Source organism: Microbacterium sp. SCN 71-21, from assembly GCF_001725695.1.
Classification (GTDB): Bacteria; Actinomycetota; Actinomycetes; order Actinomycetales; family Microbacteriaceae; genus Microbacterium; species Microbacterium ginsengisoli.
This window is the reverse complement of the sequence record NZ_MEGA01000048.1, coordinates 1-25,879: the sequence shown is the minus strand read 5'-3', so window position 1 is coordinate 25,879 and position 25,879 is coordinate 1. Positions and strand designations below refer to the sequence as shown.

Sequence of the window (25,879 nt, the reverse complement as noted above, 5' to 3'; positions counted from 1 at the left end):
GGCGCCGCGCTCACGCGGGCACGCCCGCCCGCGCCGACGTGGCCGCGACGGCTTCCCGGCCGGCGGCGTCGCCCGCCGCGTAGGCGCGTGCGACGGCCGACCCGAGGGTCGCTCCGCCGCCCGGATACGTGTTGCGGAAGACTCCCGCCGCCACGTTCCCCGCCGCGAACAGCCCCGGCAGCGGCGCGCCCGACCAGTCGAGCACGTGCGCGTCCTCGTCGACGGCGAGGCCGCCCGAGGTGCCGAGCACTCCGGGGGACAGCGGCACGGCGGCGAACGGCGCCTCAGTGAGGGGTGCGAGGCACGGGTTCGGCTCGTGCGTCGAGTCGCCGAGGAAGCGGTCCTGCGCGCTCTGGCCGCGCCCGAACGCCGGGTCGAGCCCGTCGGCGGCCGCGGCGTTGAAGGCCGTCACGGTGGCGGCGAGCCCGTCGGGGTCGATGCCGAGGGCGACGGCGAGCTCGGGGAGCGACGGCGCGGTCGTGGCCCAGTCGGGGGCGGCGCCGGTGGCCGACCCGCCGATCGCGTAGCGCCGGGCGAAGCGGGCGTCGAAGACGAGCCACGCCGGGATGTTGCGCGGGCGCCCGGTCGTCGGGTCGGTGTCGCCGAACATCCGCGACGTGTCCTGATAGGCGAGCGCCTCGTTCACGAACCTCTCGCCGGCGTGGTTGACCACGATCGACCCGGGAAGGGTCATCTCGACGTTGCCCATGCGCCCCGACGGCAGACCGTCGTAGCGCTGGGCCGGCGGGGTGAGCACCGGCACGCCCCAGATCGCCGTCATGTCGGCGACGGCGGCACCGGCGGCGAGGCCCAGCTCGAGCCCGTCGCCCTCGTTCGAGGGGGCGCTGATCGGCGTGATCGGGAACGACAGGAAGGCGTCCCGCAGTCGGGGGTTCCACTCGAATCCGCCCGAGGCGAGCACGACGGCGCGGGCGATGACGGCCACCGCGCCGAACGTCGCCTCCCACCCGTCCTCCGTGCGTCGGAGCCCCTCGATGGGGGCGTCGGCGATGATCGGGATGCCGCGGTCCGCCGCCGAGGCCGCGAGCGCCCCGATGAGCGCCCCGCCCATGGTGCGCACGCCCTGCGCGTGGCGGTCGGCGATCAGCGCCGGGTCGGGGGCGGCGCCGTCGAGCCTGTCGCGCTCGGCCATCGTGAGCAGGGGGAAGTACGACGACGGACGGATCTCGTCGGCGAGTCCCGGGTGGCTCGACGGGTCGAACGCGTCGTTGTCGAGGCTGCGCCCGCCGAGGGCCGCCCCGGGCCATTCGACGCGGTAGTCGGGCCGGGCGAGAGCGGTGAAGCGCACCCGCGTGCGGGTGGCGAGGTAGTCGATGGCCGCGCCGATCGTGCGCACGTAGCCCTCGATCGCCGCGGGGGTCATGACGTGGCCCGAGCTCGCGGACAGGTAGGCGATGCCCGCTTCGGCGTCGTCGTGCCAGCCCTGTTCGCGGGCGACCGCCGTCGCCGGCGCCCAGATCACGCCGCCGCCCGCGGCGGTCGTGCCGCCGATCGTCGACGCCTTCTCGACGACCGCCACCCGCGCTCCGGCATCGGCCGCCCGCAGCGCGCTGACGAGCCCGGCGGCACCGGAGCCGACCACGAGCACGTCGACGTCGCGGGGGAGCGCCGCCGCGCCGTGCGCCACGACGGCGCTCATGCCGGCACCGCCTCGGCCAGCGGCATCCGGATCACGATCTTGCCCGTCGGCACGGCCGGGTCCGCCATCGCGGCGAACGCGTCGGCGAGGTCGTCGAACGCGAACGCGTGGGTGAGCAGCTCCTCGGCGGCGCCGCGGTGACGCGACAGCAGGTCGAGGCCCTGCGGAATGAGCCCGAGGCTGTTGCGGCTGCCAAGCAGGTCGAGCTCCTTGTACGGCAGGTCGGTCATCGACAGCTCCACGGTGCGGGTCGAGATGCCCACCTGCACGACGCGTCCGCCGCTCGCAACGAGGCGCACCGCGTTCTGCAGCGACGCCGGCACGCCGGTCGCCTCGATCACGATGATCGGCCCCGCGTGATCGGTGAGCTCGTCGATCGTGCGCTGCTGCGCGGCATCCGGGAATCCTGGGGCCACCACGAAGGTCTCGGATGCCCCGAAGCCCCGCGCGGTGGCGGCCCGCACCGCATCGGTGTCGGCGGCGAGCACGATGACGCCGCGGTCGGCGAGGGCCAGGGCGGCGAGGAGGCCGATCGGGCCGCAGCCGAGCACGAGCGCGATCTCCCCCGGCTGCGGGCGCGACCGGGTCACGGCCTGCAGGGCGATGGAGGTCGGCTCGGCGAGAGCGGCGACCTCCGTCGGGAGGCCCGCGGGCACCCGGTGCACCCGGGTCGCCGGCACGGCGACGAACTCGGCGAAGCCGCCGTCCTCGTAGCAGCCGAGCACCGACAGCGACGCGCACACGTTCGGCCGTCCGGCCCGGCAGGCGTGACAGACGCCGCACGCGACGACCGGGTCGATCACGACGCGCGCGCCGCGCAGGTCGGCGCGGTCGGGGTCGGTCTCGACGACGACGCCCGCGAGCTCGTGCCCCTGCACCAGGGGCAGCTCGGTGGGGTAGTCGTCCTCGAAGATGTGCAGGTCGGTGCCGCACAGCGTCACCGCGAGGATGCGCACGAGCACCTCGCCGGGGGCGCGCTCGGGGCGGGGGAGTTCGACGAACGCGAGCTGCTCGCGGGCGACGGTGCGGGCGACGCGCATGGTCATGCGACCACCGCCGCGCGCGGGTCGAAGAACACGTTCCACGGCGTGATGGTGCGCACGCCGATCGCGCCGACCCGGTGGAACGGGTCGGCGTCGAGCCGGGCCGCGAGGGCGTCGGCGTCGGGCGCCTCGAAGATGAGCAGGGCCCGGGGCGGGTCCTGCGCGAGGGGGCCGCTCATGTACAGCGCGCCCTCCTCGTGCAGCCCGCGCAGGAACGCCACGTGCTCGGGTCGGTGCGCGTCGCGCACCTGGTCGCTGTCGGTCGCGTAGTCGTAAGTGACCGCGAACGTCGCCATCGGGACTCCTTCGTCAGAACGATCGGCGCGCGTGCGCCGGTGGCCAGTATGCGAGGGATGATCAAGACAGGGAACGACCAAATCCGTCTATGTTCATGTAGCCCCAGGCGGGTAATTCTCCGCAGTGGCGGCACTAACGTGCAGGCGTGACTCATGTGACTTTCGACTTCGACGACGCTGTGGTCGTCATCACCGGCGGCGCCCGCGGCATCGGCGCCGGTATCGGTGCCCGCTTCGCCGCGGCGGGCGCCCGCGTGGTCGTCTGGGACCTCGATCCCACAGCCGTCGACGGCTGGACCCCCGCCCTCGCGCTGCGGGTCGACGTGACGGATGCCGCCTCCGTCGCCGCTGCGGCGGAGGAGACCCTCGCGCTGGCGGGCCGCATCGACGTGCTGGTCGCCTGCGCCGGCATCACCGGGCCCGTCGCGCCCGTGTGGGACTACGACCCGGAGGCGTGGCGCCGGGTGCTGGAGATCGACCTCACGGGCACGTTCCTCGCCGCCCGCGCCGTCGCGCCCGCGATGCGTGCGCAGCAGTGGGGCCGGATCGTGTTCGTCGCGTCGATCGCGGGCAAGGAGGGAAACCCCGAGCTCGCCGCCTACTCGGCCGCGAAGCACGGCGTCGTCGGGCTGACGAAGTCGCTCGCCCGCGAGCTCATCCACGACGGCGTCACCGTCAACGCGGTCACGCCCGTCATGGTGCAGACCGACCTGTTCGCGCAACTCCCGCCGGCCTTCATCGAACGGACGCGGGCGCTCATCCCGATGGGGCGCTTCCTGCAGATCGACGAGGTCGCCTCGACCGTCATGTGGATCTCGAGCGATGCGTGCAGCTTCACCACCGGCACGGCATTCGACCTGTCCGGCGGCCGCGCCGACTTCTGACCCTCACGGGTGGGCGGATCGCGCCGCCCACCCGTGCGCCCGCCTCATCCGGCGAGCGTCGCGGCCCCCAGCCGGTCGAGGAAGACGGCGCGCATGCGCTCCCGGTCGGGCTCGATGCCCGTGATCAGCCGGAACGTGTCGGCCGCTTGGTTGACCACCATCCGCCCACCGTCGAGCACCGCGCAGCCCGCGTCATCGGCCGCGGCGATCAGCTGCGTGCGCACCGGACGGTAGACCGCGTCGGCGACCCACAGCGGCGGGCGGAGCAGCGCGGCATCCACCGGGATGCCGTCGTGACCGACCATCCCCACCGGGGTCGCGTTCACCAGTCCGTCGACCCGGGCGGCGGCGTCGGCGACCTCGTCGAGCGCGAGCGCGCGCAGCTCGGCGTCGGGGAAGGCCGGTGCGAGCGCGCGCATCACCGCTCCCGTGCGGGTGGGGGCGGCATCCGCGATCTCGAGGCGGCGCACGCCCGCGCTCAGCAGCGCGTACGCGATCGCGGCGCCGGCGCCGCCTGCCCCGACCAGCAGCACGGCGTCACGCGGGCGACCGGCGAGCCCGTCGCGCAGCCCCCGCGCGAACCCGGAGTGGTCGGTGTTGTGCCCGATCGCGCGTCCGTCCCGGAACAGCACCGTGTTCACCGAGCCGAGCAGTGCGACGTCGGGCGACACCTCGTCGAGGGCGTCGATCGCCGCGAGCTTGCACGGATGGGTGATGTTCAGCGCGTCGTATCCGAGGTCGCCGGCCCGGCGGATGAGCTCCACCGTGGCGTCGACGCCGTAGCCGAGCACGTCGATGTCGATCGTGCGATAGAGGTAGCGCAGGCCCGCGGCATCCGCCTCGGACTCGTGCAGCGCCGGGGTGACCGACGATCCGATGCCGGCGCCGATGAGGCCGACGAGGTAGGAGGGGGCCGGTGTCGTCATGGTGACGTCCTCTCGGTCGTGCCGAAAGGGACCGGATGCCCGCGCATCCGATCCCTTCCGGCGTGGTGTGTCGGTCACGCCGATGCGGAGACCCGCTCGGTCGCGGGCTGCGCCTGGGCCGCCTCGGCCTCCTTGAGCTCGGCCCGCGTGAGTCCGAGCTTCGCCGTGGGCGTGCGCGCGGTCTCGGGGGCGAACAGTGTCGCGATGCCCGAGATCACGACGATCGCGATGGTGAACCAGGCGACAGCGGGCCAGTTCTGCGTGTTGCCCTCACCGGTCACGAAGCCCTGGGCGATCGTCGGCGTGAAGCCGGCGAGCACGAGACCGAGCATGAGGCTCACCGCCATGCCGGTGTAGCGCACGCGGGCCGGGAACTGCTCGGGGAAGTAGGCCGGGTAGACCGCGTTCGAGAGCGTGTACGCGACGCCGATGAGGAACACGCCGAGCACCCAGGTGAGGGCGAGGTTGCCGGCGTCGACCGCGGCGAGCAGCGCGTAGATCGTGAGCGACTGCAGCACGAGCCCGGTGAGGAAGACGGGCTTGCGGCCGATGCGGTCGGCGAGCATGCCCACGAACGGGCCGACGACCACGGCGGTGAAGTTCGCGACAGTGATGACCCACAGCAGCGACTCGCGTGGCATCCCGCCGACGGTCGTGCCGTACGCGAGAAGGAACACGTTGAACATCGTGTTGATCACGGTGAACAGCGACATCAGGGTGATGCGCACGACAGTGAGCCCGTTGTGACCGAACAGCGACGCGATCGGCACCGCCGACACCTCGTCGGACTTCTTGATGTCCTCGAAGATCTCGGGCTCGTCGAGCATGCGCCGCAGGATGATCGCCACGACCGTGACGATCGCCGACGCCCAGAACGGGATGCGCCAGCCCCAGCTGAGCAGGGCGTCTTCGGGAAGGGCCGCGATCGGGATGAACACGAGGCTCGAGATCACGATGCCGAACATGATCCCGCCCATGGTCCAGCTGGTGAAGAACGCGCGACGGCGGTCGGGGGCGTGCTCGAGGGTGAGCGAGCTCGACCCGGGCGACTCACCGCCGGCGGAGATGCCCTGGATGAGGCGCAGCACCACGATGATGATCGGCGCGGCGATGCCGATGGCATCCCAGGTGGGCATGCAGCCGACCAGGAAGGTCGCGACGCCCATGATCACGAGGCACGCGAGGAGGGCGCGCTTGCGGCCGAAACGGTCGCCGATGTGGCCCCAGAGGATCGCGCCGAACGGGCGGGCGACGTAGGCGACGCCGACCGTGGCGAACGAGAGCAGGGTGGTGACGCCGGGCTGGCCGGAGGGGAAGAAGATGTGGGGGAAGATGAGCGCCGCGGCGGAGGCGTAGATGAAGAAGTCGTAGTACTCGAGGGCGCTCCCGACGAAGCCGGAGACGGCGGCGATGCGGGCGTTGTTCTTGGGGGGCTGAGGCGGAACTGTCTTCGCTGACATGTCTGCGCTTTCGATTCGGGTGACGCCGGAATCAGGTGCCGTCGTCATTGACAATCGACCGCGGTTGCGATCGATGCGTGTCAGCCTGACACCGGCGATCTTGCGCGTCCACGATCGAAAAGGTCAATGACTGTGCGCCCGTTCGGCACAATTCGGATGTCACGTCCCGGCCGGGATCAGGGGCGTCGGCAGGATGCGCTGGGACAGCTCGAGCACCGCGGAGACCGCCGCGGTCTGCTCCGACGGCACCCACGCGATGCCGTGGTGCATGTAGGAGGGGGCGTCACTGAGCCGCACCCAGCGGGCGCCGCGGGGCATGATCGACGCGAGGTCCTCGGCGGCGATCGTGACCCCCATGCCGGTGGCCACGAAGGTCAGCATCATGTACGGGTCGGTGACCTCCTGGGTCACCCGGGGACGGAACCCCGCGGCGGTGCAGCAGCGCACGAGGCCCTCGGCCATGGTCGAGGAGCCGTCCATGGGCATCGAGAGGAAGTCGTCGTCGGCGAGCTGGCGCACCGCGATCTCGGGCTCGTCGGCGAGCGGGTGGTCGACCGGCAGCACGGCGCCCATCTCGCTGCGGGCGATGAGCCGGAAGTCGATGTCGCCGCCGGTGCCGAGGGGAAGGCCCACGAAGGCGATGTCGAGCGTGCCGTTGCGCAGCTTCGCGATGCCGTCGCCGGTGCGCACGCGGCTGACCAGCTGCAGGTCGACATCGGGCAGCTCGCGGCGGATGGCGCGGGCGAGCACGGGGAGCGTCATGTGGTTGAACGCGCCGGAGAACCCGATGCGCACGCTGCCGTGAACCCGCCCGGAAGCGGCGCGGGCGGCGGCGGTCGCCAGGGTGATGTCCTGCAGCACCCGGTAGGCGAGGGGGAGGAGCGCCCGTCCCGCGGGGGTGAGCGAGACGCTGCGCGTGTTGCGGTCGAACAGGCTGGTGCCGATGCTCGATTCCAGCCGGCGGATCGTCTGGCTGAGCGGAGACTGCGCGATGTGCAGCCGTTGCGCGGCGCGGCCGAAGTGCAGTTCCTCGGCGACGGCGACGAAGGCCTCGAGCCAGCGTGCTTCCACGGTTCCTCGTTTCGGGGGAGTGCGGCGGGGTCGCGAGAGTTATATCCTCACGACAATTCAATGATCACATCTTTATGACTCTGCAACACATAGTCAATGCGCAGAGTCCACACGATCCCCGGAGACGCCGATGTCCTCATCCCCCACCCCGCCCGCTCTCGCAGACCTCGCCTCCGCCCTCGACCAGGTCGGCATCGTCGTGGCCGACCTCGACGCCGTCGAGGCGGGCATGCGCCTCGTGTTCGGTGTCGAGCCGACCTCGCGGTCGGAGAACCACTATCCGGATGCCACGCACCGCGGCCGCGCGACCGACACGCGCGTCGGGGCGCTCTTCTACCACCTGTTCGGACTCGAGCTCGAGTTCCTCTCGCCTCGTGGCGGCGACGACATCTGGCAGGAGTTCCTCGACGAGCGCGGCCCGGGGCTCCACCACGTGCGCTTCGCCGTCGACGACCACGCCGCCGTCGTCGACGCCCTGGCGCAGCGCGGGATCGCGGTGCGCCAGGAGGGATCGTCGGTGCGAGGCAACGGGGTGCGCTACGCCTACTTCGACACCACCGCCGCGCTCGGGTTCTTCGTCGAGACGCTGTCGAGCCCCGCGGCATCCCGCCCGGCGACGTAGCCGAACGTGAGGCCGGCGCCGACCTGGCAGCCGGCGCCCGGGTACTCGGCGGCCATGACCGAGTCCGCGTCGTTGCCGACGGCGTAGAGCCCCATGATCGGGGCATCGTCGGCGTCGAGCACGTGGGCGCGGGTGTCGGTGCGCAGGCCCAGCGCCGTGCCGAGCGGCGTCGGCACGAGCGGGAGTGCGTAGTACGGCGCCTGCGCGATCGGACCGAGGTTCACGTTCGGCGTGTGCGTCGGGTCGCCGTACTGGCGGCCGAAGCTGCTCTCGCCCTTGTGGAACTCCTCGTCGACGCCGGTCTGGGCGAAGCGGTTGTTGGCGGCGACCGTCGCCTCGAGCCCCGACGGGTCGACCCCGATGCGGGCGGCGAGCGCCGCGATCGAGTCCGCGCGATGGATGTAGCCCTGGCGCACGTAGCGGTCGAGCACCCGCCGCGGGGTGTGCGGGCGGATCATCCCGAGCCCGTACGCGTGCAGGGCGCGCGCATCGATCACGAGCCAGGCGGGGATCGCATCCTGGGCGCCGAGCGACGCGTACATCGCCCGGGTGAAGCGGTGGTACGAGACCGATTCGTCGACGAACCGCGTGCCGCTGCGTCCGACGGCGACGATGCCGGGCTTCGCGCGGTCCCAGATGTGGGGGAACACGACCCGCGACCCGTCGCGGCGCACGCCGATCGAGCTCGGGAACCAGAACGTGTTGTCGCCGTGGTCGGGTCCGAGGGTGCCGCCGGCGGCGACCCCGACCTCGAGCGTCGACCCGGTGGATCCCTCGGAGGCGCGGGTGAATTGGGGGGTGGGATGCGGCATCCGCTCGGCACGCCAGGCGCCCCCGGCCGAGAAGCCGCCGCCGGCGAGCACGACGCCGCGACGGGCGCGCACCCGCCGCTCGACGCCGCCCGCGGCGAGCACGGCGCCCACGACGCGGCCATCCTCGACCACGAGCTCCCGCACCGAGGTGTCGAAGCTCAGCCGCCCGCCGCGCCGGGTGAGCTCGTGCGAGAGCCGGGCGACGAGCGCGTTGCCCATCGCGAGCCGGGTGCCGCGCGGGAACCGCCACAGGTCGAAGAACCACCGCACGCCGAGACGCAGCGCGAGCGCCGCCGCCTTCGGCGACCACTCGAACAGACGCAGCAGCTGTCCCACCTCCGCGCGGCGCACCATCAGGGTGCCGCCGAACAGGGCGAACTCCGGCACGGGGCGACGCACCCGCCGCAGCCCCTCGGGGCCGAGCACGCGGGCGTCGAACACCTCGGGCTCGAGCGCCCGCCCGATGCCGGCGCCCTCGATCTCGGGGTGATAGTCGACCACCGTCGTCGAGTGGTAGAACCGCACACCGAGCCGGTCGAGGTAGTCGATCATCTCGGGACCGCGCTCGAGGTAGGCCTCGCGCAGCTCGCGGGGGGCCTTGTCGCCGACGAGCGTGTCGAGGTAGCGGCTCGCCGCCTCGCGCTCACCGGTGAGGCCGAGGGCGCGCTGATGGCGGTGGTCGGGCATCCAGCAGGTGCCCGCCGAGTACGCCGTGGTGCCGCCGAGGAACTCGGTTCGTTCGGCGACGAGCACGTCGAGGCCGTGGTCGGCGCCGGTCAGCGCGGCGGCGAGGCCGCCCGCTCCCGCGCCGACGACCAGCAGATCGACGGTCTCGTCCCAGGTGTCGGTGGTGCTCATCGGGTGATCTCGCTCTCGTGTCGGGGGTCGGATGCCGCGGCGCGCGCGTCGGCGCGTGCGAGCAGTTCGCGCAGGGCCCGCGCGTTGAGCACGGCCCATTCGCGGGGGGTGAGCTGCGCCTGCAGTGCCGCGTCGGGCACCTCCACGCTCAGCGGGATGTGCGCGGGCAGCGCCGCGATGAGCCGGTCGAGGGGGAAGTCGCCCTGCCCGATCACGCGGCGGGCGCGGCCCCGTCGCACAGCTGGGCGACCGGCAGCAGCGACGGCTCGAGCGCGGCGACGTCGTCGACGCTGCTCGGACCCCGCTGCAGGTGCAGGGGGTCGATGAGCACGGCGGCGCCGGTCGCGCGGGCGAGGGCCGCGGCATCCGGGATCGACGACAGCGGCTGGTAGCTGATCGGCTCGATCAGGGGGCGGATGCCGTGGACCGCGGCATCCGCCGTCAGACGCGCGAGCGTGTCGGTGAGGCGTCCGCGATCGGGGTCCGCGCCGGCGACGGTGAGGCCGGTGGCGCCGAGGGCGGCCCCCGATTCGAGCACGGGCATCCAGTCGTCGGCGGTGACCTCGGCCGTCAGCGGCAGGAACTCGATGTCCTCGACGACGAGACCGGTGTCCGCGAGGCGCAGGCGGGTCTCGGCGAGCATCGGCGAGCGGGCGTCCATCGGGTAGGCGCGTTCGTTCGCCGTGACGGCCTTCACCCGCAGTCCGACGAAGTCGAAGCCGGCCTGCGCCGCGGTCGCGACGACCTCGGGAGGGGTGAGGTTCAGCAGCGTCAGATGGGCGACGCCGAGCCGCCGGGTCATCGGGTCGCCTCGACCTCGGCGCGCGCGAGCTCGCGGCCCGCGAGGAACCCGAACGTGAGCGCGGGGCCGATGTTGACGCCGCCGGCGGGATAGTGGCCGCCCATGACGTTCGCCTGGTCGGCGCCGACGGCGTAGAGCCCGGCGATCGGGTGCCGAGCGTCGTCGAGCACCCGCGAGCGCGCGTCGGTGTCGAGGCCGGCGAACGTGCCGAAGGATCCCGGCAGGATGCGCACGGCGTAGAACGGGCCGCGTTCGAGCGGCGCGAGGGACGGGTTCGGATGACTCGACGGGTCGCCGCCGTAGCGGTTGAAGGGGGTGCTGCCGCGGCCGAACTCGGGGTCGACGCCCGCTCGCGCCGCGGTGTTGAAGCGCTGCACGGTGTCGATGAGGCCCTGTTCGTCGATGCCGCAGCGGCGGGCGAGCTCGCCGAGGGTGCGGGCCTTGGTGAGGTAGCCGCTGCGCACGTAGGGGAACAGCGGCACGGGCCGAGGCTTCGCCATGCCCAGCGGGAAGCGGCGCACGAACCGTGCGTCGGCGATCTGCCAGGCCTGCACCGGCTCGCCCTCGGGTGCCGCCTCGAACATGGCGGTCACGTAGTCGTAGTAGCCGTTCGCCTCGTTGACGAAGCGACGCCCGGTGCTCACGACGCCGATCGAGCCGGGCTTCGCGCGGTCCATGATGTGCGGGAAGGTGCCGACCCGGCCGTTGCGGTAGGGCACGAGGGAGACGGGGCACCAGGCGCCCGCCGAGGCCCCGGTGCGCACGTGGCCGCCGGCGCTCTCGCCCAGGCGGATGCCGGTGCCGTCGGCGGTGGCGGGGGCGAGGGTCCAGTGGTCGCGGCCGCCCGGCGTGCGGGGGAACAGTTCGCCGCGACGGGGGATGTCCCGGGGGAACCCGCCGGCGGCGAGCACCACGCCGTGCCGCGCGGTGACGTGCAGCGGGCCGTCGGGAGAGGTGGCGGCGACCCCGACGACGCGCCCGTCGGCGTCGCGCTCGAGCGCGGTGGCCGGGGTGTTCACGCGGATGTCGACCCCGGCGTCCTCGGCGGACTGCAGCAGACGGCCGACCAGCGCGGTGCCGTTGACGAGCTGCAGGCCGCGCCGGTGGGTCACGAGGTCTATCAGATGCAGGCCGACCCGCCAGAAGCAGTGCCAGATGCCGCGCAGGCTGCCGCGGGCCGCGGCGAGGAACGCGCCGAGGTCGGGACCGGCCATGATGCCCATCCCGAGGAAGGAGGTCTCGTACAGCTGCCCGCGCAGCAGGCGGCGGGTGCGCCGGCTGAGGCGGCGGGCGTTGAGGGGGCGGGGTGCCGCGGATCGGTTGCCGGTGCCGGCGTGCGGCAGGTCGCCGTAGATGTCGTTGATGCGGCTTCCGGGCACGAACTGCAGGGCGGTGCGCGTGTGGAAGAACTCGACCATCTCGGGCGCCCCGTCGAGGAACGCGGCGATCCGCTCCTCGTCGAAGTCGGCGCCGAGCGCGGCCCGCAGGTAGGCCGTGACGTCCTCGGCCGACTCGTCGACGCCGGCCTCGTGGGCGAGCAGCGTGCGCGGCGCCCAGAGCCAGCCGCCCGACCAGGCCGTGGCGCCGCCGCACACGTCGGCCGCCTCGAGCACGAGCACACGTGCGCCGTGGTGCGCCGCGGCGACGGCGGCGGCGAGCCCGCCCGCGCCGGCGCCGACGACCACCACGTCGTAGGCGAGATCGGTGTCGTCGTCGACTGCTGCCATGAGGTCCTCCATCGGCCCTGTCGGTGGGATCCTCGCGCGCACACTCTATGTAGACGGTGCACTTAATGGGGATCAATCCGTGTGGCGCAACGATATACACGCGATCGCGGCATCTGCAATGCCGGTCTGGACGAACCTCGGATGCTGCGTTAGTCTGTTCGCAGAAAGAACATGCGTTCGCTCAACGAACATCACCCCGACGGAGCACCATGATCGACAAAGTCGTCGCCGACCCGGCGGCCGCCGTGCGCGGCATCCGCGACGGAGCCACCGTGATGATCGGCGGCTTCGGTCGTGCGGGTCAGCCGGTCGAGCTCATCGACGCCCTCATCGCGCAGGGTGCCGGCGACCTGACGATCGTCGCGAACAACGCCGGCAACGGCGACACCGGCCTCGCGGCGCTGCTCGCCGCACGCCGCGTGCGCCGTATCGTCTGCTCCTTCCCGCGCCAGAGCGACTCGTGGGTGTTCGACGGTCTCTACCGCGCCGGGGAGATCGAGCTCGAGCTCGTGCCGCAGGGCAATCTCGCCGAGCGCATCCGCGCCGCCGGCGCCGGCATCGGCGGCTTCTTCTCCCCGACCGGCGTGGGCACCGAGCTCGCCGCGGGCAAGGAGACCCGGGTCATCGACGGTCGCACCTACGTGCTCGAACAGCCGATCCGTGCCGACATCGCGCTCATCAGCGCGCTCCGCGGCGACCGCTGGGGCAACCTCGTCTTCCGCGAGACCGCGCGCAACTTCGGCCCCGTGATGGCGACCGCCGCCACCGTGACCGTCGCCCAGGTCGACGAGATCGCGCCGCTCGGCGCGATCGACCCCGAGTCCGTCGTCACACCCGGCATCTTCGTCGACCGCGTCGTCGCGGTCGGCGAGCGCGCCTGGCTCGACGACGGCGTGTTCGTCGGCGGCGTCGACCTCGAAGGACGCGCGGCCGCGGCGTCCGCCGGTGAAGAGGGAGCCCGATGACCACCCGCATCTCGCGCGCGGAGCTCGCGCGCCGCATCGCCGCCGACATCCCCGAGGGGTCGTACGTGAACCTCGGCATCGGCGCCCCGACCCTCGTCGCCAACTTCCTGCCCGACGACCAGGAGATCGTGCTGCACACCGAGAACGGCCTGCTCGGCATGGGCGGTGCGCCCGACGACGGCCTCGTCGACCCCGACCTCATCAACGCGGGCAAGCAGGCGGTCACGGCCCTCGCCGGAGCCGCCTACTTCCACCACGCCGACTCGTTCGCGATGATGCGCGGCGGCCACCTCGACGTGTGCGTGCTGGGTGCGTTCCAGGTCGCCGAGAACGGCGACCTGGCGAACTGGTCCACCGGGGAGCCGGGTGCGATCCCCGCGGTCGGCGGCGCGATGGACCTCGCCATCGGCGCGAAGGCCGTCTACGTCATGACCGACCTCCTCACCAAACAGGGCGAGTCCAAGCTCGTCGCCGCGTGCTCCTACCCGCTCACCGGCGTCGGTTGCGTCTCGCGGGTGTACACCGACCACGCCGTCTTCGACGTCACCCCCGACGGCTTCGCCGTGCGCGAGGCGTTCGGCGACACGACCGTCGACGACCTGCGCGCCCTCACCGGGCTCGCGCTCGCCGACGCCACCGCCGAGGAGCACTGATGCCCGCCGCTTTCGTCTACGACGCCGTCCGCACCCCCTTCGGCCGAGGTGGCGGCGCCCTGTCGGGCGTGCGCCCCGACGACCTCGCCGCCGTCGTCATGAGCGCGAGCGTCGAGCGCGCGGGCATCGATCCCGCCCGCATCGCCGACGTCATCTTCGGCGACGCGAACCAGGCCGGCGAGGACAACCGCAACGTCGCCCGATTCGGGGCTCTCCTGGCAGGTTTCCCCACGAGCGTCACGGGGGTCACGGTCAACAGGCTGTGCGCCTCGTCGCTCGAGGCGGCGATCCAGGGGGCCCGCGCGATCGAGTCGGGCGACGCCCGCATCGTGCTCACCGGCGGCGTGGAGTCGATGAGCCGCGCCCCGTTCGTCGTCGAGAAGTCGCCGAAGCCATGGCTGGCGACGGGCAACCAGACGATGTGGAACACGTCGATCGGCTGGCGCATGGTCAACCGCGCGCTGCCGACGCCGTGGACGATCAGCAACGGCGAGTCGGCCGAGAAGATCGCCCGCGAGTGGGGCATCGACCGCGACGCGCAGGACGCCTTCGCGGTGCGCTCGCACCGGCTCGCCGCACAGGCCTGGGCGGACGGTGTGTACGCCCCCGAGATCGTCGCCGTGCCCGGTGTCGACCTGGCGCGCGACGAGGGCATCCGCGACGACACCTCGGTCGAGAAGCTCGCGGGGCTGAAGGCCCTCTTCGCCGCCGACGGCAGCGTCACCGCGGGCAATTCCTCCTCGATCAACGACGGCGCCTCCGCCGTGCTGCTCGCCGCCGAAGGGGAGATCGAGGGGGAGCCGCTCGCGCGCATCGCGGGCCGGGCGACCCACGGGGTCGACCCCGACGTGTTCCCCATCGCGCCGATCGAGGCGGCGAACAAGGCGCTCGCCGCAGCCGGTCGCACCTGGGCCGACGTCGACGTGGTCGAGCTGAACGAGGCGTTCGCGTCGCAGTCGCTCGCGTGCATCGCCGGCTGGCCCGACCTCGATCCCGCGAAGGTCAACGTGCACGGCGGCGCCATCGCGATCGGTCACCCGCTCGGGGCCTCCGGGGGTCGGGTGCTCGGTCACGCCGCGCACGAGCTCGCCCGTCGCGGTGGCGGCGTCGCCGTGGCGGCGCTGTGCATCGGGGTCGGTCAGGGCCTCGCGGTGGTGCTGGAAAGATAGAGCGATGACCGACGCGACGCCGCCCGCCGCCGACGGCGCCCGCGCGTCCGAGGACTTCGTGCAGTCGCTCGCCCGGGGGCTCGCCGTCATCCGCGCCTTCGACGCCGATCACGCGCAGCTCACCCTCAGTGAGGTCGCCCGGCGGGCCGAGATCCCCCGCGCGGCCGCGCGACGGTTCCTACGCACGCTCGAGACCCTCGGCTATGTGCGGACGGATGCCGCGGCCGCCACCTTCGCGCTGACGCCCCGGGTGCTCGACCTCGGGTTCAGCTACCTGTCGTCGCTCACGCTGCCGGAGCTTGTGCAGCCCCACCTCGAACGCCTCTCGCGCGAGGTGGACGAGTCGGTGTCGGCATCCGTGCTCGACGGCGGCGACATCGTCTACATCGCCCGCGTGCCGACCCGCCGCATCATGAGCGTGCGCATCACGATCGGCACCCGGTTCCCCGCGTTCGCGACGAGCATGGGCCGGGTGCTGCTGGCCGACCTCGACGAGGCCGACGCGCTCGCGCGGATCGCCGCCTCCGGCGACCGCCACACTCCGGCGGAGGCGGCGCGTCAGCTCGCCGCGGTGCGCGAGCAGGGGTACGCGATCGTCGACGGCGAGCTCGAGCCGCTGCTCGTCTCCGCCGCCGTCGCGGTGCGCGACCGTGCCGGCCGGGCCGTCGCCGCGGTCAACGTGGCGACCTCGGGCGGGCCCGGTACCGCTGAGCGCCTCGCCGAGACCGTCGTGCCGCTGCTGATCGACGCGGCGGCCGCGGCATCCGCCGATCTGAGCCGCTGAGCGCCTGACCGCTGAGCCGCTGGCCCTGACCGCTCAGCCGCCCCGTCGTCAGCTGACCTGGCGGGCGGCGCCGAGCGCGACGTACTCGCCGGGCTCCGGCACCTCGACGGGCACGCCGAACACCAGCGGCGCGATCTGCTGCACGGCCGTCGAGCGCGCGGCGCCGCCGATGAGCAGCACCCGGTTCACCGGCACCCCGAGGCCGCGCAGCGCGTCGATGCCGGCGCCGAGTCCCGACAGCATGCCCTCGACCGCCGCGCGCGCGAGGTTCTCGCGCGTCGTCGAGGCGAGCGTCATGCCCTCGAGGCTCGCCGTGGCGTCGGGCAGGTTGGGCGTGCGCTCACCCTCGAAATAGGGGATGAGTCGCAGTCCCGCGGCACCCGCCGGGGCGGCGAGGGCGAGCCGGCTGAGCTCGTCGAGGTCGACGCCGAGCAGTCGTGCGATCGCATCGAGCACCCGCGCGGCGTTCAGGGTCACCACGATCGGCAGGAAGTTGCCGTCTGCGGCGGCGAACCCCGCCACCGTGCCGGTCGGGTCGATCGTGCGCTCGGCGCTCACGCCGAACACGGTGCCGCTCGTGCCGATCGACACGATCACATCTCCGGGCACGGCGCCCACGCCGAGCGCGGCGCCCGCGTTGTCGCCGGCGCCGGCACCGACGCGGCGGCCCGCGGCATCCGTCACCTGCTCGTCGTGAGCGAGCACGCGGGGAAGACGCGCGTCATGGCCGAGCGCCGCGATGAGCAGGTCGCGGTCGTAGTCCCCGGTCGCGGGGCTCCAGTAGCCCGTGCCCGACGCGTCGGAGCGGTCGGTCACGAGCTCGTCGAAGCGCGGCTCGGCGCCTGCCACCGGCCCGAAGCCGCGCAGTCGCCACGTGAGCCAGTCGTGCGGCAGCGCGACCGCGGCGACCCGGGCGGCGGCCTCGGGCTCGTGATCGCGCAGCCAGCGGAGCTTGGTGATCGTGAAGGATGCCACGGGCACCACGCCCGAGCGCTCGGCGAGGTCGTCGGCGCCGAACTCGGCGATGAGATCGCGGGCGGCGCCCGCCGAACGGGTGTCGTTCCACAGCAGCGCGGGCCGCACGACCTCACCGGTCGCGTCGAGCGCCACCATGCCGTGCTGCTGGCCGCCGATCGCCCACGCCTCGACGTCATCGAGACCGCCGGCGGCGGCGATCGCCTCCTGCAGCGCCTCCCACCACCGTTCCGGGTCGACCTCGGAGCCGTCGGGGTGCGACGCCCGACCCTCGCGCACGACCCGGCCGGTCGCGGCATCCACGATCAGCACCTTGCACGACTGCGTGGACGAGTCCACGCCCGCGACGAGCGCCATCGCCGTTCTCCCCGCCGCCGGTCAGCGCGCGCCGAGCAGGTGCTCGGTCGCGAGCTGCTGCAGACGCACGAAGCCGAACCCGCGGGCGCCGAAGTAGGCGCTCGCGTCGAAGTCCTCGTAGGCGCTGCGGTCGGCGAGCAGGTCGTCGTAGCTCTCGCCCGCGCCGAGGGTGGGCGTCTGCAGCTCGAGCACGCGGGCAGCCTGCAGGGCCTCCTGCACTTCGGGGTCGGCGCGGAAGGCCGCGGCGCGCTCCTTGAGCAGCAGGTAGGTGCGCATGTTGGCGGCGGCGGAGTCCCACACGCCGTTCTCGTCCTCGGTGCGGCTGGGCTTGTAGTCGAAGTGGCGGGGGCCGGTGTACGCCTGGCCGCCGTCGGGGCCGCCGTTCTCGAGCAGATCGACCAGCGCGAACGCATTGTGCAGGTCGCCGTGGCCGAAGACGAGGTCCTGGTCGTACTTGATGCCCCGCTGGCCGTTGAGATCGATGTGGTAGAGCTTGCCGTGGTACAGCGCCTGGGCGATGCCGGCGGCGAAGTTCAGCCCCGCCATCTGCTCGTGTCCGACCTCGGGGTTGAGGCCGACGAGCTCGGGGCGCTCGAGCGACTCGATGAACGCGAGTGCGTGACCGACGGTCGGCAGCAGGATGTCGCCGCGGGGCTCGTTCGGCTTCGGCTCGATCGCGAAGCGGATGTCGTAGCCCTTGTCGGTGACGTAGTCGCCGAGCAGGTTGACCGCCTCGCGGTAGCGCTCGAGGGCCGAGCGGATGTCCTTCGCAGCGTCGTACTCGGCGCCCTCGCGGCCGCCCCACATCACGAAGGTCTTCGCGCCGAGCTCGGCGGCGAGGTCGAGGTTGCGCAGCACCTTGCGCAGCGCGAAGCGGCGCACCTGGCGGTCGTTCGAGGTGAAGCCGCCGTCCTTGAAGACGGGCGCGGAGAAGAGGTTGGTGGTGACCATCGGCACGATGAGGCCGGTCGCCGCGAGAGCGCCCTTCAGGCGGTCGATCTGGTGCTGGCGCTCGGCATCTGTCGAGCCGAACGCGAACAGGTCGTCGTCGTGGAAGGTGAGCCCGTAGGCGCCGAGCTCGGCGAGCTTCTCCACCGCATGCACCACGTCGAGGGCCGGACGGGTCGGGCCGCCGAACGGGTCGGCGCCGTTGTAGCCGATGGTCCAGAGACCGAACGAGAACTTGTCGGCGGCGGTGGGCGTGGTCATGGTGCTCCTTCGCATCAAATTGTTGTGAGCGACAACATACTACACTCGGGACATGGCCGCATCCGTTCCCGCCGTGCGCGAGGAGAATCTCGCGCACGTGCTCGACCTGCTGCGTCGCGACGGCGCGCAGACCCGGTCGGAGCTCGTGCAGGCCACCGGCCTGAATCGCTCCACGATCGCCGCCCTCGTCGCAGAGCTCGACGCGGACGGCCTCGTCACCGAGTCGCTGCCCGGTGCCGGCGGCGGAGTCGGCCGCCCCTCGCCGGTCGTGACCGTCGCGTCCGCGCCCGTCGCGATCGCGGTCAACCCGGAAGTCGATGCCGTCACCCTCGCCGCCGTGCGCCTCGACCAGACCCTCGCCGTGCGCGAGCGCGTGCCGTTCCGCCGACCCCCGACCGCTGCGGAGGTCGCCGGCCTCGTCGCCCGCTGGATCCCCGAGACACTGGATGCCGCGGCACACCGGGTCATCGGCGTCGGACTCGCCGTGCCCGGTCTCGTGCGTTCCAGTGACGGGGTCGTCGTCGACGCGCCCCACCTCGGCTGGCGCGACGACGCCCTCGCGCAGCGCGTCGGGGACGCGGCATCCGTACCGACCTTCGTCGCCAACGACGCCACCCTCGGCGCCCTCGCCGAGCACCGCTACGGCGCCGGCCGCGACGCGTTCGACATCGTCTACCTCAACGGCGGCGCGAGCGGCATCGGCGGCGGGCTCATCGTCGGCGGTGTGCTCGTGCGCGGCGCCGCCGGCTTCGCGGGGGAGTTCGGCCACAACCGGCCGGGCATCATCGCCGCCGCCGACCGCCGTGCCGACGACGGGGTGCTCGAGGACGAAGTCGCCCAGGCGCGCCTGTTCGCGGCGCTCGGCGTCTCGCCCGGCGACGGCGCCGACCTCGGCGAGGCGATGGCCGCCGCCGGACCCTCGGGGCGCCTCGAGATCGCGCGCCAGCGCCGCATCCTCGCGACGGCGCTCGCGAACGCCGCGAACGTCATGAACCCGGCGGTGGTGATCCTCGGCGGGTTCCTCGCGGCCCTCGCCGACGTCGACCTCGCCGGACTCACCGCCGACGTGCGCGCCCAGACGATGGCGGGCATCGCCGATGTCGAGGTGCGCGTCGCGGCGCTCGGCGACGACCGCCTGCTGGTCGGCGCCGCCGATCTGCCGTTCGAGGGGCTCATCTCCGGGCTGCGCGCGGCCCGCGGCTGAGGCGCGCGACCGCTCCGGGGGGGGGGCGATGGTGCGCTGACCGGCCGTCGGCCGACGCGGGAGCGAGCGCCCCGGCGCCGGCCGCCGTGCCGGCCTCAGCCCGCGACCGGTTCGGATGCCGCGGCCGCCGCGAGCCGCACAGTGAGGGCGTCGAGCCACCCGCCCACGCTCTCGCGGGCCGTAGGAGTGTCGGGGTAGCGGCAGCGCAGGTGCAGCCCGGTCTCGTTCGCGATGAACCAGATCATCACGTTGTCGGTCGGCAGCACCGCCGACACGTATTGCGGCTCGAGGGCCGGATCGATGCGCGCCGGCATCCGGCGCATGTCGAGCCAGGAGATCGCGAACATCCCGGGCGCGGGCGGCACGTGGCCGAACCGGTCGAAGATCGGGGCGAGCGGGTAGGCGCCGAGCCGTACGGCCTCGTCGATCGCGGCCGCCGCGGCGGACGGCTCCGGGTCGGTCACCTCGAGCACCGCGTTGGTGATGTACCAGCCGACCGAGTCGCGCCACCGGGCCTCGCCGCGGGAGTGCACCGGGAAGACCGCGCGCAGCGGCGCATCCGCCAGGTCGCGGAACAGGCGTGCGAGCTCCGACACGGCGAGGGCGATGACCCGGATGCCGCGCGCCCGCGCCCGTTCCTCGAGGGAGCGCAGCTGCATCCCGTCGATCACGTCGCGCACCTCGACGATGGCCTCGACCGGAGCGCTCACGTCGCCGAGCGGGAGCGGGAACACCGGCATCCGCCCGCCGCCCGCGCGCAGGATCTCGTTCCATCGCTCGGTGATCTCGGGCGGGGTGTCGGGCATCGCCGCGAGCGCGCGGGTGTGGTCGGCGAACGGGGCGGCGGGAGCGGCATCCGTCGTCTCGCCCTCGAGCGCCGCGCGCACGTCGTGCGCGAGGATCAGCAGCGACCACATGTCGACGTGGGAGTGGTCGCTCGCGAGCACGACGACCGGGCGCGCGTCGGCCGCGTCCGGCTCGGGCTCGACGACCGCGAGCAGGTACGACGGCGCCGCGAACGGGCGGCACTCCGCGTCGAGCAGGGCCCGCAGCGCGTCACGGGTCGTGCCGGGCACGTCGTGGGTGCGCCAGGTGCCGCCGTCGACGGATGCCTCGTGCAGCCGTACCCGTCCGGCATCGAGCGAGAACACCGTGCGCAGCGTGCCGTGACGCGCGATGGTGCGCTGCCAGGCGTCGGCGAGGGCGTCGCGACCGGCGGCGACGGGAAGGCGGAACGCGACGGCCATCCACGATCCCGGGCGGTCGCCGTGGCCCACGTGCCGGCCCTGGTCGAACGACACCGGCACCTCGCGCGACGGATCGATCGTCGCCCGCACGGCGTAGCTGTGCAGGGTGCCCTGCGGGAGGGCCATCTGGGCGACGGTGGTGAGGCGCATGGCGTCGTAGTGTAGGGGTCACACGTTTCGCGAAAAGAACGCAGGAGGCGTCGTGCCGGCTTTCCAGGTGCGCGGAGCGATTCTCGACTACGACGTCACCGGAACCACGGGTCCCCTCGTGGTGCAGCTGCACGGTTTGACGTCCAGTCGCGAACGCGACGGCCAGCTCGGACTCAACCTCGCCCGCGCGCTGCGCGGACATCGGATCCTGCGTTTCGACGCTCGCGGACACGGGCTGTCGACGGGCACGCCGGTCGAAGCGGACTACGGCTGGAACCGTCTCGCCGACGACCTGCTGGCGCTGCTCGACCACGTCGCACCGGGTGAGACCGTGCACGGCATCGGTCCGTCGATGGGAACCGGCACCCTGCTGCACGCGGCCGTCGCCGCACCTGAGCGGTTCCGTTCGCTCACCCTCGTCACCCCGCCGACCGCGTGGAAGAGCCGTATCGCGCAGCGCGAGACGTATCTGGCGAACGCCGAGATGGTCGAGCACGGCGGCATCGCCGCGTTCGTGCAGCACGGGTCGACGGCACCGGTGCCGCCCGCGCTCGCCGACGCGCCCGCGACGAGCATCACGATCCCCGAGGACCTCCTCCCCACCGTCATGCGCGGGGCGGCGGCGACCGACTTCCCGAAGAAGAAGGCGATCGCGAAGGTCGAGGTGCCGACGCTCATCCTCGCGTGGAGCGGCGACCGCACGCATCCGCTCAAGACAGCGAACCTGCTGCACGAGCTGCTCGGTCACAGCCGGGTCGTCGTCGCGCGCACGCCCTACGGCGTGATGGCCTGGCCGGGCCTGTTCGCCGAGTTCGTCACGATGGTCGAGCAGAGCGAGGCCGCGTGAGCGAGCGGATGCCGCCCCTCGAGGTGCGACCGATCGAGACCACCGACGAGGTGTTCGCGGCGGCCGCGCTGCTGCGCCGCGTCTGGGGCGGAGATCAGGACGCCGTGCCGACCAACCTCATGACCGCGCTCGCGCACGGCGGCAACTACGTGTTCGCCGCGCACGAGGGCGACGAGATGGTCGCGGCGTCCATCGCGTTCTTCTCGGCGCCCGCCCTCAGCGCGCTGCACTCGCACGTCACCGGCGTCGCGCCGGGCCTGCGCGGGCGCGGCCTCGGCCGCCAGCTCAAAGAGCACCAGCGCGCCTGGGCGGCAGAACGCGGCATCGCGCGCATCACCTGGACGTACGACCCTCTCGTCGCCCGCAACGCGCACTTCAACCTCACGCGCCTCGGCGCCCGCGCCACCGAGTACCTCGTCGACTTCTACGGGCCGATGAACGACGGCATCAACCGGGGCGACGCGACCGATCGGGTGTTCGTCGAGTGGGATGTCGCCGGTCCCCCCGCCCCGGCTCCCGCCGACGACGAGGTGATCGCGACGGTGCCGGTGCCCTCCGACATCGAGGCGCTGCGCGCGGCCGGCGACCCGGATGCCGCGGCCTGGCGGCTGCGGGTGCGCGATGCGCTCGTCGGGCACCTGGCGGCCGGCCACCGCATCGGCGGCTTCGCCGCCGACCGCGGCTACCTCATCATGCGCTGACGGCCGCGGGCGGGCCCGGTGCGCCCGACGCATCCGTCCCATCAGGCGTTTCCGGCCTGCCCGGGGCGGGCGTTCCTGCGGGCGCGCGGGCATGGCCGAAAGCCGCGCACACCTGGCCGTCTCCGCACGGCCGGCGCGGTGCGGCATCCGTCAGGATGAGCACATGACCGCCGCATCCCGACGCATCGTCGACCTGTCGCACCCGATCCGCGCCGGACTCGTCACCTACCCGGGGCTGCCCGCGCCGACGATCACCTCGCACCTCACCCGCGAGGACTCGCGAGCGCGCTACGCGCCGGGCACGGAGTTCGCAATGGACATCATCACGATGATCGGCAACACCGGCACCTACCTCGACTCGCCCTACCACCGCTACGCCCAGGGCCCCGATCTCGCCGGTCTCGACCTCGCGACGCTCGTGGGCCTGCGGGCCGAGGTCTTCTCGCTCACCGACGCCTGGACGCCCGGGGCGCGCGGCATCGGTGTCGACGCGCTCGCCGGTCGCGACCTGCGCGGTGCGGCCGTGCTGCTGCACACCGGCTGGGACCGCCACTTCGGCACTCCCGCCTACGGCGCGGGCGCGCCGTTCTTGACCGGCGAGGCCGCCGAGTGGCTCATCGCCGAGGGCGTGACGCTCGTCGGCATCGACTCGCTCAACATCGACGACACCGAGTCGGGCGGGGAACGTCCGACGCACTCGGCGCTGCTCGCCGCGGGCGTGCACGTCGTCGAGCATCTGACGAGACTCGGGGATGTCCCGGCGTCCGGTGCGCGCTTCACCGCCGCGCCGCCGGCGGTCGAGGGGTTCGGCACCTTCCCGGTGCGCGCGTTCGCCGAGATCGACTGACGCGCTGGACACCGGGCGGCCGCCGGCGGAGCATGACGGGATGGTCCCTGCAGACAGCACTCCCTACCGCCGCGACGACGGCGAGCTGCTCGGGTGGATCCGTCCCCTCGGTGATGCCTGGGTCGCCGTCGACCTGCTGGGGCGCGCGGTATCCGGCGCACAGGACTGGCTCGACGCCGAAGACGCTCTCGAGGCCGGAGGGCTGGCGTGGCTGGCCGAGCCGTGGGTGCTCGCGCGCGGCGGCGTCGATCTGCGTGTGCGCCTGGTGGAGATCACCCCTGACGCCGGCCGGGTCGTGGTGAAGACCGACGACTTCGGTGCGATCGATGCGCCGCACGAGGTCATCGTCCTGCCGTGGCCGGCGCCCGAGTCGCTGCGGCCGTGGCGGGTGGGAGACCCCGACGGTCGCGAACTGTTCGCCTGAGGGGAGCGCCGCTACGACACCGTCGGGGGCGCGTACGCGAGCTGCGCGGTGAGGTGTCCGCGCTCGCGGCTCACGATCTGTGCGCGTCCCGGGATGGATGCCGCGGGCTTCACCCGCCCGATCAGTGCGCCCTCCTCGGGGTTGCCGCTGAGCAGGATGCCTGTCGTGCCGAGGTCGGTGAACCGCTGGATGATCGGGTCGTAGGCGGCCCGACTCGCCCCGCCCGCGCGGCGCGTGAGGATGACGTGCAGACCGAGGTCGCCCGCCTGCGCGAGCAGCGGCTGCAGCACCGCGAGCGGGTTGCCCTGACTCGTGGAGACGAGGTCGTAGTCGTCGACGAGGATGAAGCCTTCGGCGCCCGTCCACCACGACCGCTGCCGCAACTGTTCGGGCGACACGTCGGGGCCCGGGATGCGGCCGGCGAAGAACGCGGCGAGCTCGCTGAGGCCGCCCGTCGCCATCTCGTGCGAGGTCAGGTAGGCGCCGAGGTAGTCAGACGGGATCTCGCCGAGAAGCGATCGGCGGTAGTCGACGACGAAGATCTTCGCCTCGCTGGCGCTGTAGTGGCGCGTGATCTCCTGCACGATGCCCCGCAGGAACGACGACTTGCCCGACCCGGCATCGCCGTAGAGGAAGAGGTGCGGCTCCACGGCGGGATCGATGCCGAACGGGGCGAGCTGTGCTTCGTCAATGCCGAGCAGGAACCGGCGCGAGGAGGGGTCGGATTCCGCGCGCACCGCGTCGAGCGTGATGCGCTCGGGCAGCAGGCGCAGCTTCGGCCCGGCGGGGCCGCGCCAGGCGGCGGCGGTCTGGGCGACGAGGTCGCTGACCCCGCCCGCGAGCCCGGCGGGGTCACCGTCGCCGTCGACGCGGGGGAGCGCCGTGAGCATGTGGAGCCGGTTCTGCGCGAGCCCGTGTCCCGGGCGTCCGGCGGTCACGTTGAGGGCCTGCTTGCGGTCGATCTCGGAGTCGGTCGGGTCGCCGAGCCTCAGCTCTATGCGGGTCTGGATGAGGTCCTTCAGGCTCGCGCGGATCTCGAGCCATCGGTTGGCGGTGACGACGACGTGCACTCCGAAGCTTAGACCGCGGGCGGCGATCGCCTGGATCCGGGGTTCGAGCGGCTCGTATTCGGTACGCAGCGTCGCCCATCCGTCGACGATGAGGAAGACGTCGCCGTATCCGTCGTCGACGAGCCCCGCACCACGGCGCTGTCGGTAGGTGTCGATGGAGTCGATCGCGTGCTGGCGGAAGAACTGCTCCCGAGCATCGATGATCTGCTCGATCTCGGCGACGGTGCGTCGCACCGCCTCCTCTTCGGTGCGGGTCGCGAGCCCCGCCACGTGCGGATGCCTCTGAAGGCCTGTGAACGTGCCGCCGCCGAAGTCGAGCACGTAGAACTGCACCTCGAGGGGCGTGCGTGTGAGGGCGACGGCGGTGAGAAGGGTGCGCGCGACGGTGGACTTTCCGCTCAGGGGGCCGCCGACGATCGCCACGTGGCCGGCGGCCCCGCCGAGAGCGACCACGAGGTTTTCGCGGCGCTGTTCGAGGGGGACGTCGACGATCCCGAGCGGCACGACGAGCGACCCGGCCGCGCGCCAGCCCGGCGAGACGAGCCCGAGCTGCGGGTCCGCGACGAGATCGGGCATGAGCTGGTCGAGCGTGGCGGGCACCTCGAGCGGGGGCAGCCACACCTGGTGCGCGGCGGGGCCGCGACCGCTCATGCGCTCGACCGCGATCTGGAAGGTCGAACGTTCTTCGACCTCCACGACCGGCTCGGATGTCTCCGCCACCGCGGGGGTCGCGGCATCCGTGTGCTGCGCGACCGCCGTGAACAGTTCGATCTCGGCATTGCCGGCGATGCCGTCGCCGGCGTCGACGCTGCGGCGGGAGCGCGATGTCTTCGGGGGGCCGGACACATAGGCCGCGCGGAACTGCACGAGGTTCTCGGTGTCGGCCTTGAGGTATCCCACTCCGGGCTCCTGAGGGAGCGTGTACGCGTCGGGAACGCCGAGCACGCTGCGGGATTCGGCGGCGGAGAAGGTGCGCAGACCGATGCGGTAGGAGAGGTAGGTGTCGAGACCGCGCAACTTGCCCTCCTCGAGTCGCTGTGACGCGAGCAGCAGATGCACCTGCAACGAGCGACCGACGCGGCCGATGTTGATGAAGCTGTCGACGAACTCGGGTTT

The 25,879-nt window shown here is 72.9% G+C and carries 25 protein-coding genes; 11 read left to right on the top strand and 14 right to left on the bottom strand.

Going from position 1 to position 25,879, the window contains the following annotated elements; all coding sequences use genetic code 11:
• Positions 1-10: 10 nt before the first annotated feature.
• Genes ABT08_RS08530 through ABT08_RS08520 form a run of 3 tightly spaced genes read right to left on the bottom strand, consistent with a single transcriptional unit; the run spans position 11 to position 2,999 of the window.
• On the bottom strand, positions 11-1,660 hold the full coding sequence (locus ABT08_RS08530; protein WP_056206363.1) for an FAD-dependent oxidoreductase: 1,650 nt from the start codon (positions 1,658-1,660) through the stop codon (positions 11-13).
• Positions 1,657-2,706 (bottom strand): alcohol dehydrogenase catalytic domain-containing protein, encoded by a 1,050-nt coding sequence (locus ABT08_RS08525; RefSeq protein WP_288114668.1) that lies wholly within the window; start codon positions 2,704-2,706, stop codon positions 1,657-1,659. The genes ABT08_RS08530 and ABT08_RS08525 overlap by 4 nt, the downstream gene beginning before the upstream one ends.
• The gene (locus ABT08_RS08520) at positions 2,703-2,999 is read right to left on the bottom strand and encodes a YciI family protein (RefSeq protein ID WP_056518867.1); all 297 of its coding nucleotides are present in this window, start codon (positions 2,997-2,999) and stop codon (positions 2,703-2,705) included. The genes ABT08_RS08525 and ABT08_RS08520 overlap by 4 nt, the downstream gene beginning before the upstream one ends.
• 146 nt (positions 3,000-3,145) lie before the next feature.
• Between ABT08_RS08520 and ABT08_RS08515 the strand changes: the two genes are divergently transcribed.
• On the top strand, positions 3,146-3,883 hold the full coding sequence (locus ABT08_RS08515; protein ID WP_200930826.1) for an SDR family NAD(P)-dependent oxidoreductase: 738 nt from the start codon (positions 3,146-3,148) through the stop codon (positions 3,881-3,883).
• Positions 3,884-3,927: 44 nt separating this feature from the next.
• Here ABT08_RS08515 and ABT08_RS08510 read toward each other — a convergent pair whose 3' ends face one another.
• From ABT08_RS08510 to ABT08_RS08500, 3 genes are all read right to left on the bottom strand, one after another.
• Complete coding sequence (locus ABT08_RS08510; RefSeq protein ID WP_056518865.1) at positions 3,928-4,809, bottom strand: shikimate dehydrogenase; 882 nt, start codon at positions 4,807-4,809, stop codon at positions 3,928-3,930.
• A 74-nt stretch (positions 4,810-4,883) separates the two neighbouring features.
• Positions 4,884-6,269 carry an MFS transporter gene (locus ABT08_RS08505; RefSeq protein WP_056206370.1) on the bottom strand — a complete coding sequence of 462 codons (1,386 nt, stop codon included), beginning with the start codon at positions 6,267-6,269 and terminating at the stop codon, positions 4,884-4,886.
• Between the two features lie 159 nt (positions 6,270-6,428).
• Entirely contained in the window at positions 6,429-7,340 is a 912-nt protein-coding gene (locus tag ABT08_RS08500; RefSeq protein WP_056206372.1) for a LysR substrate-binding domain-containing protein, read from the bottom strand.
• Between the two features lie 130 nt (positions 7,341-7,470).
• Between ABT08_RS08500 and ABT08_RS08495 the strand changes: the two genes are divergently transcribed.
• On the top strand, positions 7,471-7,962 hold the full coding sequence (locus tag ABT08_RS08495; protein WP_056206374.1) for a VOC family protein: 492 nt from the start codon (positions 7,471-7,473) through the stop codon (positions 7,960-7,962).
• On the opposite strand, the gene ABT08_RS08490 is transcribed toward ABT08_RS08495, so the two are convergent.
• The 4 genes from ABT08_RS08490 to ABT08_RS08475 are packed head-to-tail and all read right to left on the bottom strand — an operon-like array spanning position 7,884 to position 12,161.
• Positions 7,884-9,632, bottom strand: coding sequence for an FAD-dependent oxidoreductase (locus ABT08_RS08490; RefSeq protein WP_056518863.1), 1,749 nt, complete (start codon positions 9,630-9,632; stop codon positions 7,884-7,886). The genes ABT08_RS08495 and ABT08_RS08490 overlap by 79 nt on opposite strands.
• Positions 9,629-9,847: a hypothetical protein gene (locus ABT08_RS08485; protein WP_288114667.1), complete on the bottom strand. Its 219-nt coding sequence runs from the start codon at positions 9,845-9,847 to the stop codon at positions 9,629-9,631. Before ABT08_RS08485 ends, ABT08_RS08490 begins: the two co-directional genes overlap by 4 nt.
• Complete coding sequence (locus ABT08_RS08480; RefSeq protein WP_288114664.1) at positions 9,844-10,434, bottom strand: IolE/MocC family protein; 591 nt, start codon at positions 10,432-10,434, stop codon at positions 9,844-9,846. Before ABT08_RS08480 ends, ABT08_RS08485 begins: the two co-directional genes overlap by 4 nt.
• Positions 10,431-12,161, bottom strand: coding sequence for an FAD-dependent oxidoreductase (locus ABT08_RS08475; RefSeq protein ID WP_288114662.1), 1,731 nt, complete (start codon positions 12,159-12,161; stop codon positions 10,431-10,433). Before ABT08_RS08475 ends, ABT08_RS08480 begins: the two co-directional genes overlap by 4 nt.
• A gap of 209 nt (positions 12,162-12,370) precedes the next feature.
• Here ABT08_RS08475 and ABT08_RS08470 point away from each other — a divergent pair, with 209 nt between their 5' ends.
• The 4 genes from ABT08_RS08470 to ABT08_RS08455 are packed head-to-tail and all read left to right on the top strand — an operon-like array spanning position 12,371 to position 15,732.
• Complete coding sequence (locus tag ABT08_RS08470; RefSeq protein ID WP_288114660.1) at positions 12,371-13,126, top strand: 3-oxoacid CoA-transferase subunit A; 756 nt, start codon at positions 12,371-12,373, stop codon at positions 13,124-13,126.
• The gene (locus ABT08_RS08465; RefSeq protein ID WP_056206385.1) at positions 13,123-13,779 is read left to right on the top strand and encodes a 3-oxoacid CoA-transferase subunit B; all 657 of its coding nucleotides are present in this window, start codon (positions 13,123-13,125) and stop codon (positions 13,777-13,779) included. The genes ABT08_RS08470 and ABT08_RS08465 overlap by 4 nt, the downstream gene beginning before the upstream one ends.
• Complete coding sequence (locus ABT08_RS08460) at positions 13,779-14,948, top strand: thiolase family protein (RefSeq protein WP_056518861.1); 1,170 nt, start codon at positions 13,779-13,781, stop codon at positions 14,946-14,948. The genes ABT08_RS08465 and ABT08_RS08460 overlap by 1 nt, the downstream gene beginning before the upstream one ends.
• A 4-nt stretch (positions 14,949-14,952) precedes the next feature.
• The gene (locus ABT08_RS08455; protein WP_288114658.1) at positions 14,953-15,732 is read left to right on the top strand and encodes an IclR family transcriptional regulator domain-containing protein; all 780 of its coding nucleotides are present in this window, start codon (positions 14,953-14,955) and stop codon (positions 15,730-15,732) included.
• A gap of 48 nt (positions 15,733-15,780) precedes the next feature.
• Here ABT08_RS08455 and xylB read toward each other — a convergent pair whose 3' ends face one another.
• Both xylB and xylA read right to left on the bottom strand, forming a co-directional pair.
• Positions 15,781-17,064, bottom strand: coding sequence for a xylulokinase (gene xylB / locus ABT08_RS08450; RefSeq protein WP_288114656.1), 1,284 nt, complete (start codon positions 17,062-17,064; stop codon positions 15,781-15,783).
• A 21-nt stretch (positions 17,065-17,085) separates the two neighbouring features.
• On the bottom strand, positions 17,086-18,273 hold the full coding sequence (gene xylA / locus ABT08_RS08445) for a xylose isomerase (protein WP_045246355.1): 1,188 nt from the start codon (positions 18,271-18,273) through the stop codon (positions 17,086-17,088).
• Positions 18,274-18,325: 52 nt separating this feature from the next.
• On the opposite strand from xylA, the gene ABT08_RS08440 reads away from it, so the two are divergent.
• Positions 18,326-19,477, top strand: a complete 1,152-nt coding sequence (locus tag ABT08_RS08440) for an ROK family transcriptional regulator (RefSeq protein WP_045246353.1) — start codon at positions 18,326-18,328, stop codon at positions 19,475-19,477.
• A 95-nt stretch (positions 19,478-19,572) separates the two neighbouring features.
• Here the strand turns inward: ABT08_RS08440 and ABT08_RS08435 are convergent, their stop codons facing one another.
• Positions 19,573-20,874 carry a condensation domain-containing protein gene (locus ABT08_RS08435; protein WP_288114652.1) on the bottom strand — a complete coding sequence of 434 codons (1,302 nt, stop codon included), beginning with the start codon at positions 20,872-20,874 and terminating at the stop codon, positions 19,573-19,575.
• A gap of 52 nt (positions 20,875-20,926) precedes the next feature.
• On the opposite strand from ABT08_RS08435, the gene ABT08_RS08430 reads away from it, so the two are divergent.
• The 4 genes from ABT08_RS08430 (at position 20,927) to ABT08_RS08415 (ending at position 23,693) form a co-directional block, all read left to right on the top strand.
• Complete coding sequence (locus tag ABT08_RS08430; RefSeq protein WP_045245939.1) at positions 20,927-21,721, top strand: alpha/beta fold hydrolase; 795 nt, start codon at positions 20,927-20,929, stop codon at positions 21,719-21,721.
• Positions 21,718-22,422, top strand: a complete 705-nt coding sequence (locus ABT08_RS08425; RefSeq protein WP_235557386.1) for a GNAT family N-acetyltransferase — start codon at positions 21,718-21,720, stop codon at positions 22,420-22,422. Before ABT08_RS08430 ends, ABT08_RS08425 begins: the two co-directional genes overlap by 4 nt.
• A gap of 163 nt (positions 22,423-22,585) precedes the next feature.
• Positions 22,586-23,269, top strand: a complete 684-nt coding sequence (locus tag ABT08_RS08420) for a cyclase family protein (protein WP_045245936.1) — start codon at positions 22,586-22,588, stop codon at positions 23,267-23,269.
• A 40-nt stretch (positions 23,270-23,309) separates the two neighbouring features.
• The gene (locus ABT08_RS08415) at positions 23,310-23,693 is read left to right on the top strand and encodes a hypothetical protein (protein WP_045245935.1); all 384 of its coding nucleotides are present in this window, start codon (positions 23,310-23,312) and stop codon (positions 23,691-23,693) included.
• An 11-nt stretch (positions 23,694-23,704) separates the two neighbouring features.
• Here the strand turns inward: ABT08_RS08415 and eccCb are convergent.
• A partial coding sequence (gene eccCb, locus ABT08_RS08410) for a type VII secretion protein EccCb (protein ID WP_288114648.1) occupies positions 23,705-25,879 on the bottom strand: 2,175 nt, incomplete at its 5' end.

Coding starts and splice junctions, on each gene's coding strand:
- ABT08_RS08490 (WP_056518863.1), bottom strand. CDS start 9,632: ATGAGCACCACCGACACCTGGGACGAGACCGTCGATCTGCTGGTCGTC.
- ABT08_RS08520 (WP_056518867.1), bottom strand. CDS start 2,999: ATGGCGACGTTCGCGGTCACTTACGACTACGCGACCGACAGCGACCAG.
- ABT08_RS08465 (WP_056206385.1), top strand. CDS start 13,123: ATGACCACCCGCATCTCGCGCGCGGAGCTCGCGCGCCGCATCGCCGCC.
- ABT08_RS08495 (WP_056206374.1), top strand. CDS start 7,471: ATGTCCTCATCCCCCACCCCGCCCGCTCTCGCAGACCTCGCCTCCGCC.
- ABT08_RS08525 (WP_288114668.1), bottom strand. CDS start 2,706: ATGACCATGCGCGTCGCCCGCACCGTCGCCCGCGAGCAGCTCGCGTTC.
- ABT08_RS08420 (WP_045245936.1), top strand. CDS start 22,586: ATGACCGCCGCATCCCGACGCATCGTCGACCTGTCGCACCCGATCCGC.
- ABT08_RS08510 (WP_056518865.1), bottom strand. CDS start 4,809: ATGACGACACCGGCCCCCTCCTACCTCGTCGGCCTCATCGGCGCCGGC.
- ABT08_RS08460 (WP_056518861.1), top strand. CDS start 13,779: ATGCCCGCCGCTTTCGTCTACGACGCCGTCCGCACCCCCTTCGGCCGA.
- ABT08_RS08505 (WP_056206370.1), bottom strand. CDS start 6,269: ATGTCAGCGAAGACAGTTCCGCCTCAGCCCCCCAAGAACAACGCCCGC.
- ABT08_RS08415 (WP_045245935.1), top strand. CDS start 23,310: ATGGTCCCTGCAGACAGCACTCCCTACCGCCGCGACGACGGCGAGCTG.
- ABT08_RS08475 (WP_288114662.1), bottom strand. CDS start 12,161: ATGGCAGCAGTCGACGACGACACCGATCTCGCCTACGACGTGGTGGTC.
- ABT08_RS08480 (WP_288114664.1), bottom strand. CDS start 10,434: ATGACCCGGCGGCTCGGCGTCGCCCATCTGACGCTGCTGAACCTCACC.
- ABT08_RS08440 (WP_045246353.1), top strand. CDS start 18,326: ATGGCCGCATCCGTTCCCGCCGTGCGCGAGGAGAATCTCGCGCACGTG.
- ABT08_RS08470 (WP_288114660.1), top strand. CDS start 12,371: ATGATCGACAAAGTCGTCGCCGACCCGGCGGCCGCCGTGCGCGGCATC.
- ABT08_RS08455 (WP_288114658.1), top strand. CDS start 14,953: ATGACCGACGCGACGCCGCCCGCCGCCGACGGCGCCCGCGCGTCCGAG.
- ABT08_RS08530 (WP_056206363.1), bottom strand. CDS start 1,660: ATGAGCGCCGTCGTGGCGCACGGCGCGGCGGCGCTCCCCCGCGACGTC.
- xylA (WP_045246355.1), bottom strand. CDS start 18,273: ATGACCACGCCCACCGCCGCCGACAAGTTCTCGTTCGGTCTCTGGACC.
- xylB (WP_288114656.1), bottom strand. CDS start 17,064: ATGGCGCTCGTCGCGGGCGTGGACTCGTCCACGCAGTCGTGCAAGGTG.
- ABT08_RS08435 (WP_288114652.1), bottom strand. CDS start 20,874: ATGCGCCTCACCACCGTCGCCCAGATGGCCCTCCCGCAGGGCACCCTG.